Consider the following 10,648-nt stretch of genomic DNA (forward strand, 5'->3'; position numbering starts at 1 on the left):
TGGTCCCCTCTCTCGGATAGTGGGAGGCAGCCGTTTCCGCGCGGCGGCTTCCCCAGCTTGATTACGCTTCGGGCTTCGGCCCGCTTAACCTCGGCTCGCCGCGCGCGACAGCGCCTGCGCCGAATATTCGTGGATGTAACCGGTCAGCTCGCGCAGTTTGTCCAGCGAAGCTTCCGGGAACAGGCCGTGGCCCAGATTGAAAATAAAGCCCGGTTCGCGCACGCCTTCGTCGATGATCTTGGCCGCGCGTTCGTGGATCAGCTCCTGCGGCGCGGTCAGCACGAACGGATCGAGATTGCCCTGCACGGCGTAACCCGATCCGAGACGTCTGCGGCCTTCGGCGATCGAGACGCGCCAGTCGAGGCCGATCACGTCGGCTTTGAGCCCGCGCAGCGTCGGCAGCAGTTCGCCGGAACTTACGCCCGGGAAGTAGATCTTCGGCACGTTCGCCATTTCCGGCAGCGCCGACAGTTCGTCGAAGATGCGGGTGATCGTCGGCAGCACGTAATACGCGAAGTCGTCCGGCGACAGCGCGCCGACCCAACTGTCGAACACTTGGAAAGCTTTGCCGCCGTTTTGCACGTGCGCGCGCAGGTAAGCGATCACCATGTCGCCGAGCTTGTCCATCAGCGCGAACCACGTCTTCGGCTCGCTGTACATCATCGTTTTGGTGCGGATATAGTTTTTCGACGGCCGACCTTCGATCAAGTAGCTGGCGATGGTAAACGGCGCTCCCGCGAACGTGATCAACGGGACGTCGAGTTCGCGGTCCAGAATGCGGATCGTCTCCAGCACGTGTCCCAGATCGCCTTCCACGTCGATCGGACGAAGACGTTCCACGTCGGCGAGACTGCGGATCGGATTGTCGATCACCGGTCCGACGTCTTTGACGATATCGAAGTCGATGCCGATCGAAGCGACCGGGTTCATGATATCCGAATACAAAATGGCCGCGTCCACGCCGAGCTTGCGTACCGGCATCAGCGTCACTTCCGCGGCAAGCTCGGGACGGCGGCAAATTTCGAGCAGCGAATATTTTTCTTTGATCTTGCGGTATTCCGGATCGTATCTGCCGGCCTGACGCATGTACCATACAGGCAGCCGATCCACTTCCCGACCGTAACAGGCCCGGATAAAACGATCGTTAACACTCATTCGATAGGGTCCTCCCATACCTGGTTGTGGTAATCCCTTCAATACATTCAATTTTAATTATGTGCTTTTAAATTGTTCGTCACAAGGTCAGATTGCGTCTATTCCTTGACGATTTCCGCCTATACCATTATCCACCCCGAGCGGCGGTTTGAGAACCGCTTCGGGCGTTTTATCATTTAACGTTCACGCTTTCTTCACCATCGCGACGGCCAATCCGTCATAGGCGGGCAGCAGCGAACTGATCAACCGCGGATCTTCCGCCAATCGGCGGTTGAACTCGCGCAGCGCCAGCACCGAAGGCCCGTTCTTGTCCGGATTGAGCGTGCGTCCGCGCAGCAGCAGGTTGTCGGCCGCGATCACCGCTCCCGGTTCCGCCAATTCCAGCGCGAGTTCCAGATAATTGAGGTAATTGCCTTTGTCCGCATCGATAAAAAAGAAATCGAACCGTTCGCCGTCTTCTTTGAGCTTGTTCAGCGAATCCAGCGCCGGACCGATCAAGTAACGCGTCTGCCCGCCGAATCCCGCCTGCGCCACATGCCGCTGCGCCAGTTCCGCGTATTCCGGCTGAAGCTCGAGCGAGGTCAGCAGGCCGCCTTCGGCCATCCCGCGCGCCATGCAGACGCCGCTGTATCCGCCGAGCGCCCCGATCTCGAGGATCCGCCGAGCGCCGGACAGCGAAGCCAGAAGCGTCAGGAGCTTGCCGTAACCGGCCGCTACCGAGACTTCCGGCATGCCCGCTTCGCGGATCGTTTCCCGGATTCCGAGCAGCAGCGCGTCTTCTCCCGCCAGACTTTCCATATAAGCTTCGGCCGCCGAGACGTCCGTATGTGGGTCTTTCACGTTATTCACTCTCCGTTTTCGTTAGCTCTGATATTGTCACCGGAACACCGTTCACCTATACTAGAGTGTGCATTGGATGCGTTTAAGCCGCCGAAGCGCTTAGCTTCGCGCGCGCACCCGGCGGATGTTCTCCGGATTCCCATCTAACGATTGTACGATTTTCGCGCGGGCTTCACAAGCGGACAAGCCGATCGTATCGCGGCTTGCCGGACGCTTCGCGCGCTTTTTTCTACTTATTCGCCCGTGTTTTCCGAACGTCTTCTTGCCGACCTGATCGCCGATGCGGTCATCGACCTTATTAATGGAGCTGAATGTATGAGAATCCCCGAAAAATTGACCTTGATCGCGACCTGCCCGATGGGCATCGAAGCGGTCGTCGCTCGCGAATTGAAAGAACTCGGCTACGCCGACGCGCGCACCGAGAACGGACGCGTCACCTTTACCGGAACGCCGGCCGATATCTGCCGCACCAATCTGTGGCTGCGGACCGCCGACCGGGTGCTGATCAAGATGGCCGAATTCCCGGCCGTCACCTTCGAAGAATTGTTCCAAGGCGTCAAAGCCGTCGATTGGGCGGGCTTCATTCCCGAATACGGCGAATTCCCGGTCAACGGACGTTCGCACAAATCGCAGTTGTCCAGCGTGCCGGCCTGCCAATCGATCGTCAAGAAAGCCGTCGTCGAGAAGATGAAAGAATCGTACGGCACCGAATGGTTCGACGAAGACGGTCCGCTGTATACGCTGGAAGTCGCTCTTCTGAACGATATCGCCACGATCACGCTCGACACGACCGGGCCTTCGCTGCATAAACGCGGTTACCGCAAAACGACCGTCGAAGCGCCGCTCAAAGAAACGATGGCCGCCGCGCTGATCCTGCTCAGCCGCTGGGGCCCGCACCGTCCGTTCTACGATCCGTTCTGCGGCTCCGGCACGCTGCCGATCGAAGCGGCTCTGATCGCCTGGAACATCGCGCCGGGACTGCGCCGCAGCTTCCCTTCCGAACGTTGGGACTTCGTGCCGGAAGAACTGTGGAGCCAAGCGCGCGAAGAAGCGTTCGACGCCGTGCGCGACGACATCCCGCTGAACATCGGCGGCAGCGATATCGACCCGGAAGCGATCGAGATCGCCAAAGCCTCCGCCAAGCGCGCGGGACTCGGCGGCGAGATCAACTTCGCGGTGCAGCCGGTCGCCCGTTTCAAAGCGGAAGGCAAATTCGGCTGCGTGATCACCAACCCGCCTTACGGCGAGCGTCTCAGCGAAGAAGAAGAAGTCGAAAAAATGATCCGACAGCTCGGGCGCGCCGCGCTGGATCTTCCGGACTGGTCGTTCTTCGCGATCACGCCGACGGAGAATTTCGAACAGAACTTCGGCAAGAAAGCCGATAAACGCCGCAAACTGTTTAACGGACGGATCGAGTGCCAGTTCCTTCAGTTCTTGGGACCTCTGCCGCCTCGCCCGAGGGGGTGATCGTGCTTGCGAAGATTTCAATTTCATCGCGATACGACCCGACCCGGCTTTAGGCCGGGTCTTCTTGTTACTTCGGGACTTCTGATTCTGTTCGCGCTGTCGATGCTGATCAAGCTCAAGCTGCTGCACGACAATCTGCAGCTGCCTTATATCGACATGGACGCGACGGATACCTTGATCGCCGCGGGCAGTCTGCTCGCGCTGTCGTTCTGGGTGTTCTGGCTGCCTCCTCGCGGGCGCTTTCCCGCGTTGGCCGCGCTCGACGTGCTGCTGACCGTTTTGATCTTCGCGGATCTGGTCTATTTCCGCTACTTCGGCGATTTTCTGACCGTGCCCGTGCTGCTGCAAGCCGGTCAGGTCGAATCGCTCGGCGGAAGCATCGCGGAACTGCTGCGCCTGAAAGATCTGTGGTTGTTCGCCGATTGGCTGCTGCTGCTCGGATTCGCGCTCTGGCTGCGAACGCGGCGGCGCGGACGGCAAGCGGCCAATGCGGGTTACTCGCAAGCGGGAACGGGAGCGCTCTCGGACAGCGGACGCGGACGACGTCTGATCGTACGTTTCGCCGCCGGTCTGCTGGCGCTCGCGATCGGGTTCTCGGCCGCCTTTTTCCCGATTCGCCACGCTTCCCAGACTTGGGCCAAGAATCTGCTCGAGAACAATTGGTGGAATATGTCGATGTACAACGTAACCGGATTGTTCGCGTTCCACGCGATCGACGCTTATCAATATGCGCGGACCGCGATCGGCAAAGGACAAGAACTGCCGCCCGAGCGGCTGGACGAAATTCGCGCTTGGTTCGACGAGACCCGCGCTTCCCGTTCCGGCACGGCGCAGCTTCTCGGACGTTACAAAGGCAGCAACGTGGTCATGATCCAAGGCGAAGCGTTCATGAACTTTTTCGTCGGCAAGAAGGTCAACGGTCAGCCGATCACGCCGAATCTGGACGCGCTTCGAGCAGACAGTTTGTATTTCAGCAACTTCTATCATCAGACGGGTCAAGGCCGGACGTCGGACGCGGATCTTGGCGCCAACGTCTCGCTGCATCCGCTTCCTTCCGGTTCCGTGTTTATCCGTTATGCGGACAATGCGTTCGACACGCTGCCTTCCGTGCTCAAAGAGCTGGGTTACGCGACGAACGTCTATCATGCTTACGACGGCAGTTTCTGGAACCGGACGCGGATGTACAAGCAGATGGGTTACGACCGTTTTTACACGGAAAAAGATTACGAGATCGACGAACCGCTCGGCTGGTCGATCGGCGATCGTTCGTTCCTCGACCAGTCGCTCGGGTTTATGGAAAAAACGCGGCAGCCGTTCTATTCGTTCCTGATCACGCTGTCGAGTCATCATCCGTACAATCTGGCGCTGACGGACGATCAGAAGCTGGATGTCGGAGAGTTCGGCGGCACGACTTTCGGCGATTATTTGCAGGCCGTGCATTATGTCGATTCCGCGCTCGGCGACATGGTCGCACGGATGAAGAAGGACGGACTGTGGGAAAATACGATCTTCGTGTTCTACGGAGATCATGACTATTCGCTCGACGAACGCGAAGCGGCCGGCAAAATCATGGGACGCGAACTGTCCGACTTCGATTACGACCAGCTCATGGCTCAAGTCCCTCTGCTGATCCATCTGCCGGACGGCGCATTGGCCGGTACGCGCGAAGAACCGGCCGGACAGCTCGACATTATGCCGACGCTGCTGGATCTGCTCGGCGCGGACGCCGGCGATTACAAGCTGATGGGACGCAACCTGCTGGGCGGCGATTCGTCCGGCAAGCCGCTCGTCGTGCTGCGAAGCGGCGCTTTTACCGACGGCGAGATCTACTACGAACCTTCCGCGGACGGCGTATTCGAGAACGGGATCTGCTACGATCTGAAGACGCGACAGAAAACCGACGTCGAGCGGGCCAGAACCGGCTACGAAGAAGCGGTCAAACGTCTGGCGATCTCCGACGACGTCATCGCGCGCGATCTGATCCCGAAGCTCGAAGCGAAGCCTTGACGGCGTGCGGAGGTCGGAAACAGAACAGACGGAAAGACGGACTCTGCGCGAAACGAAACTCCGGCATCGGCTTCCGAACGGAGCTGACGAGCGGCCCCGAACGAATCAAGGATCGAATCGGAGCGTATTGCAGCAGACGATTACGAAGGCGAGTCGCAGGGCTGGATTGCGCGAGTCGAATCGGGCGAGGAACGATGCCTTTCATCGATGCCGCTGATCGTTATAGGTAGATCGAGTGTTGACGAAACGTCAACATTCTGGCGAAAAAAATGCGATCAAACGGCGATTGTTGACTAAATGCTCACATTTTCGCTCGAAAATTGCCGAAATCGCCGTTTTCCTAAGAAAATGCTAACCAAACGTCAACATTTTCGATTTTATGCCTGTTTTGTCGCTAAAATGCTGACAAAAAGTCAACATTCGCCTTTTAAGTCAACGAAGCGCTCTACCAAGTCTCGTTAACCTCTCGTTGTCGGCGGCACCAGTCCGCTTCGGCAGCGAATCGGCTCGCATCCAAAAAAGCCCCGAGTTCCGCTCAAACGGAATTCGGGGCTTTTCAGGTATACGGCCTTCCAAAAACGGGCCTAAATGAAACGAATCGGCGAACCGCTCGAAGCGGCTTCGAGGGCCGATTAAGACTTTTTGATAAAAGGCGCGACCTTCTCCAGCACTTCGGCTTCCGTCGGAGCGCTGACGTAACGGCCGTTGATGAACACGAAAGCCCGTTTGCCGCAAGGGCCGCAGTACGACTTGCAGCCGATCTTGATCTCGGCGTCGGGGGCCATTTTTTGCAGCTTCGGCACGATGGTCTTCATGCGCACGTGCTGACATTTATCGCAGACGCGAATATCGTTAGGCATGTTTCTTCCCTTCTTCTGTCGGCCGCTCTTAGTGGTCGCCGTGGTTGCCCTTGGTCGGGTTCGTAATCACGAAACCTTCTTCTTGGGCGCTGTACAGGTAATCGATCTTGATGCCGTCGAGCATCGGCTCGCTTGCGTCCACCAGAACGTCGATTCCTTTGTCCGTGGATACGACTTCGTCGCCGTCTTTCTGAGCATCGACGTCCATGCCGTAATGGGCGTGGTCGCCGTGGGAATGCGTGACGAACACGCGGAGTTTGCGGTCTTGATTTTCTTCCTTGTTCAGTTCTTCCAACAGTTTCTTAGCGGCGTTGCGCGTGATTTTGACTTTCATGAATAGGCTCCTTTCGTTCCCGGCTTCGGGCCGGGACTCTCCGTAGAATGATAACATCGCGAAAAAATCGGAAAGCGGTCGAGGTTACATCGACGCAACCTGCCAGATTGCTTTGGTTCTGGCGATATACTCGGCCAGCCACTTCTGCGCGATCTTCTCGAACATGTCCGATTCGCCGCTGTGCAGGAACCGATGCTCGGGCACGGCGTCTCCGGTCTCGAGCTGTCCGCGTTCGTACAAGATGGTGCTCACTTCGCGGGCCGTTTCTTCCGCCGAACTGATCAAGCTGACGGACGGTCCCATGACCCGCTGAATCGTGTCCGCCAGAAACGGATAATGCGTGCAGCCCAGAATCAGGCAGTCGAGCGGCAGCGCGCGCAGCGGCAGCAGTTCGTTCTTGACGATCTCGTAAGTCGCCCGGCCGCTGAAATGCCCTTGTTCGACCAGCGGCACGAACGACGGACAAGCCCGGCTGACCACGTTGACGTAAGGCGACAACTGCTTGAGCGCGTTGGCGTAAGCTTCGCTGTCCACCGTTCCTTTGGTACCGATCACGCCGATGATTCCGTTATTCGCCCGGCTGATCGCCGCCCGCGCTCCCGGATGAATAACGCCGACGACCGGCACGTCGACTTTGGCGGCGATCACGTCGAGCGCCGCGGCGGTCGCCGTATTGCAGGCGATCACGATCATCTTCGGATTGAACGTCATCAGATGCTCGACGATCTGCTCCGTAAACGCACGAACTTCCATCAGATCGCGCGGCCCGTAAGGCGTGCGCGCCGTATCCCCGAAATAAATGATCTGCTCTCTCGGCAGTTGACGCATCACTTCTCTCGCTACGGTCAGACCGCCGACTCCCGAATCCATAATGGCAATAGCTTGCTGCACGAGTACACGCTTCCTTCATATCGTTTTCCCGAATATCCGCATCGAACGGACATGAAGCCGTCCGGCGCGGACCGGTGCTGATTTTAAGTCCATCCCCTATCATAACGAAGCGGCTTCTTCGCCGCAAGCCGATTTTGGACGAATTCTTCGTTATCGTTCCCGGTCGCCGTCGCTTTCGGCGCGCGAAGAACGGGAGGCTTCCGCTTCGGCCGCCGCTGCCCGCTGCCGTTCCTGTATCCGGTATTCGCGTTCGGAACGGAATTCCGTGCCGTCTTCTTCGCGCAGGCGATAACCGGACTCGGATTCTTCCGGCCATTCGTCGCCGAACGACTCTTCTTTCTCCAGACCCACCGGATCTTCCGTCTGCGTGCCGGAATAATAAGGATGGCCCGGATTCAGGTCGATGACCGCGCGCTCCGGGGCCAATACGGAAGGCTGTTCTTCGCAGCGCCATCTCAGGCCGGCTCCGCCGAGCAGTTGACCGTCCTCGACCCTGCCGCCGTTCCCGTAGAGATAATAGGCCGCTCCGTAGATCATCGGAATGACCCGGTCCGGCGTCAAGCCCGACACGCGGCATTGAATGTCCGGTATGCCCAGCGCCGTCAAGCCCAGCGTATCGACTAACACCTCGTCCTGCCGCTGCATCTGATAGACGCGCACGTTCAGCGCGCCGTACAGCGGCTCGTTCGCATGCGCGGCAAGGAAGCTGCGGGCATCGATCAACTGTCCGCTAGGCTGCCAATATACGGCATCGCAGCCGGTCGTCTCGACGACGCTCGCCAGCACCGATTGGAACATCTCCATGCGCCGTTCGAACGGCAGCATCGCCGCATACCAATCGCACAAGGTCACGGTATACCGATATTCTTCCAGACGTTCCGCTCCGCCTTCCCATTTCCAGCTCTGCTGGAGCACGCCTTCCCAATTCAATGCTTCGCGAATCGGTCTCGGATCGAACAGGCGGGTCTGCGCCGGCACTTCCGCATCCGTAAAGGTTACCGTATAATCGCCATGGTAAAAGACGGCCGCCAGCTCGAACTGATCGCTGCCCGTCGTCTCTTTGCGGCGCAGCGCTTCGTTCTCGACTTGCTCCGTTTCCCGGAACGGTCCGGTATTGATCGCGGTCTTGCGAATCCGCTGGTGAATCCCCTGCAAGATCTGCGACGGGTCGAGTTTCGGTTCCTCCCGGAACAACAGTTCCACCGCGTAGACCGGGAGAAATCCCGGTTTGAGTCTTTTGCCGTCTCTGGGTTGCTGCCCTGCCGAATCGGTCATTGCTCTGCTTCCTCCTTCTTGTCCTGCTTCGGCCCGCTACTGCGGCCGACTTTCCCCTAGTTCGCTGAGCAGATACCGGTTCACCCGGTCCGCAAAACGTTCGAGCGCCGCGGGCAGCTCCATCGTCAACGGATGCAGCGTCTTCCGGTCCCACTCGTAATAATCCTGCACCAGAGGGCGGCGCAGTCTGACCAAACGCAGCAGCGTGCCGTGCAGCTCGTCGTCGATCACGGATTCTCCGTGAATGATGTCGACGATGTCTTCGTAACTTCCCGCGTCGCGCATAATAAAACCGTCGATCAGGTAGCTCCCGATGTCGGTAACCGCCTCGAGCGCCAGATGCAGCGCGCGTTCCTGCGCCAGTCCTTGCAGCAGCGTGCTTTCCCACTCCGCCGCGACCAGACGCATCGCTTCGATCGTCTGCGGCAGCGACAGCAGCCGCTTCTCGATCTGTTCCCGGTTCACGTAATACAATGTCGGTTCCTCCCGTATTCGAAGGACGCGCGCCGCTCGGCCGCGCATCCGCGTCGTCAATGGTCGCGTTCGTTTTCGCCCCGCCGCCCGGAAGCGGCAGGACGTTTCGAACGATTCGTTCATGCTTCGGGCGCTGCTTAGATCTCGTAGTCTACGGCAAGCGAGATTTCTTTGACGCCGTTGATGTATTCGATGATCTTCTGGTGCACCGGATGCGTCTGGTAGCTTTGCAGATCGTCGAGCGTATCGACGGTCGCCGTCAGAGCGATATCGTACGAGCGCTCCGAACGCAGAATGTCCGTGCCGACTTCCAGCGATCTCAACTGCTCGATCTTGCCGTCCATGCTGCGCAGTACTTCGGCCGCTTCGGCTACGCTTTCCGCCGAACGGTTCTTCAATTTGAAAAAGACGATATGTTTGATCATATTGGCTCATCTCCCGATGCAAGATAGAAGTCTTGACGCTTTGCAAAAAAGCTCACAAAGAAACTATATCATAAGGAGAGCGGTTACAGCCAAAATTGCGGACGGCAATTTGCCGAAAACGCGCGGCCCGCTTCGAAGAAAGTCGGCGGGAACATAAAAAAAGACCGCTGCCGGATTGCGGCAAGCGGCCTTGCGAAAAAGGTTTTCGGCAGACAAGACCGAAGAGAGGTTTAACGCGAACGGCGCATGCCGATCAAAGCGCCGGAAGCGATCAGCAGCAGTCCCGCGAACAGGAATCCGGCTTCACTTCCCGTCTCGCCCGTCTGAGGCAGCATCGAACCGCCGTTCCAGTTCGCGGCATAAGCGGTCTCTGTCATGCCTGCTTCATTGGAAGCATTTCCTGCGGCAGCAGGAACCGCGGTATCGGCGCTCGAAGCTTCGGTCATCGAATCGCCGGCTCCCGACGCTTCGGTCGTGACTGCCGGAACTCCCGTAATGCCCGAAGCGCCGGCCATCGCGATCGCGCCGTCGGTAATGCCGCGGAAGTCGTCGTCCGCCGGAGCCGTCGCGTCGAATTCGTCGCTTTCGACAACGGTCGCCGGCGTGACGGAGTTATCCGTACCTTGAGCGTCGACGGCCGGAACTTCGATCGTCACTTCGCCGGAAGACGAGATCACCGTTCCCGGCGTCGTTCCGCCGTTGTTGCCACCGTTGCCGGTTCCCGGCGTCGTTCCTACGTTATTGCCGCCGTTGTCCGTTCCCGGCGTCGTTCCCCCGTTGTTGCCGCCGTTGTCGGTTCCCGGCGTCGTTCCCCCGTTGTTGCCGCCAAGATTACTTCGTATGCTGTCTTCTGCTTGAAAAATAAACACAACTCCAATCCTGTTCGATGGCACGCACTTATCGAATACGCCTTGTCAACA

Annotated in this window: 11 protein-coding genes; 2 read left to right on the top strand and 9 right to left on the bottom strand. The window is 58.6% G+C overall.

Features of this window, described 5'->3' with window-relative positions; translation table 11 throughout:
• Nucleotides 1-84: 84 nt before the first annotated feature.
• The gene (hemE, locus tag CDO73_RS23900; protein WP_088491022.1) at nucleotides 85-1,155 is read right to left on the bottom strand and encodes a uroporphyrinogen decarboxylase; all 1,071 of its coding nucleotides are present in this window, start codon (nucleotides 1,153-1,155) and stop codon (nucleotides 85-87) included.
• 183 nt (nucleotides 1,156-1,338) lie between these two features.
• A complete protein-coding gene (locus CDO73_RS23905; RefSeq protein ID WP_088491047.1) occupies nucleotides 1,339-1,953 on the bottom strand; it encodes an O-methyltransferase in 615 nt (204 codons plus the stop codon).
• Nucleotides 1,954-2,310: 357 nt separating this feature from the next.
• Between CDO73_RS23905 and CDO73_RS23910 the strand changes: the two genes are divergently transcribed.
• Both CDO73_RS23910 and CDO73_RS23915 read left to right on the top strand, forming a co-directional pair.
• On the top strand, nucleotides 2,311-3,462 hold the full coding sequence (locus CDO73_RS23910; RefSeq protein WP_088491023.1) for a THUMP domain-containing class I SAM-dependent RNA methyltransferase: 1,152 nt from the start codon (nucleotides 2,311-2,313) through the stop codon (nucleotides 3,460-3,462).
• Nucleotides 3,463-3,468: 6 nt separating this feature from the next.
• The gene (locus CDO73_RS23915; protein ID WP_256972832.1) at nucleotides 3,469-5,469 is read left to right on the top strand and encodes an LTA synthase family protein; all 2,001 of its coding nucleotides are present in this window, start codon (nucleotides 3,469-3,471) and stop codon (nucleotides 5,467-5,469) included.
• 632 nt (nucleotides 5,470-6,101) lie between these two features.
• Here the strand turns inward: CDO73_RS23915 and CDO73_RS23920 are convergent.
• From CDO73_RS23920 to CDO73_RS23950, 7 genes are all read right to left on the bottom strand, one after another.
• Nucleotides 6,102-6,329, bottom strand: coding sequence for a YuzB family protein (locus CDO73_RS23920; RefSeq protein ID WP_088491024.1), 228 nt, complete (start codon nucleotides 6,327-6,329; stop codon nucleotides 6,102-6,104).
• Between the two features lie 28 nt (nucleotides 6,330-6,357).
• Nucleotides 6,358-6,663 (bottom strand): HesB/IscA family protein, encoded by a 306-nt coding sequence (locus CDO73_RS23925; RefSeq protein ID WP_088491025.1) that lies wholly within the window; start codon nucleotides 6,661-6,663, stop codon nucleotides 6,358-6,360.
• 84 nt (nucleotides 6,664-6,747) lie between these two features.
• Entirely contained in the window at nucleotides 6,748-7,554 is an 807-nt protein-coding gene (gene racE, locus CDO73_RS23930; protein ID WP_088491026.1) for a glutamate racemase, read from the bottom strand.
• Nucleotides 7,555-7,704: 150 nt separating this feature from the next.
• A complete protein-coding gene (locus tag CDO73_RS23935) occupies nucleotides 7,705-8,829 on the bottom strand; it encodes a DUF4261 domain-containing protein (protein WP_088491027.1) in 1,125 nt (374 codons plus the stop codon).
• 36 nt (nucleotides 8,830-8,865) lie between these two features.
• On the bottom strand, nucleotides 8,866-9,303 hold the full coding sequence (locus tag CDO73_RS23940) for a DUF86 domain-containing protein (RefSeq protein ID WP_088491028.1): 438 nt from the start codon (nucleotides 9,301-9,303) through the stop codon (nucleotides 8,866-8,868).
• A gap of 137 nt (nucleotides 9,304-9,440) precedes the next feature.
• Complete coding sequence (locus tag CDO73_RS23945; protein ID WP_088491029.1) at nucleotides 9,441-9,728, bottom strand: Dabb family protein; 288 nt, start codon at nucleotides 9,726-9,728, stop codon at nucleotides 9,441-9,443.
• Between the two features lie 230 nt (nucleotides 9,729-9,958).
• Nucleotides 9,959-10,597: an LPXTG cell wall anchor domain-containing protein gene (locus CDO73_RS23950; protein ID WP_088491030.1), complete on the bottom strand. Its 639-nt coding sequence runs from the start codon at nucleotides 10,595-10,597 to the stop codon at nucleotides 9,959-9,961.
• Between the last annotated feature and the right edge of the window lie 51 nt (nucleotides 10,598-10,648).

The sequence above is a fragment of the Saccharibacillus sp. O23 genome (assembly GCF_002205895.1).
GTDB lineage: Bacteria > Bacillota > Bacilli > Paenibacillales > Paenibacillaceae > Saccharibacillus.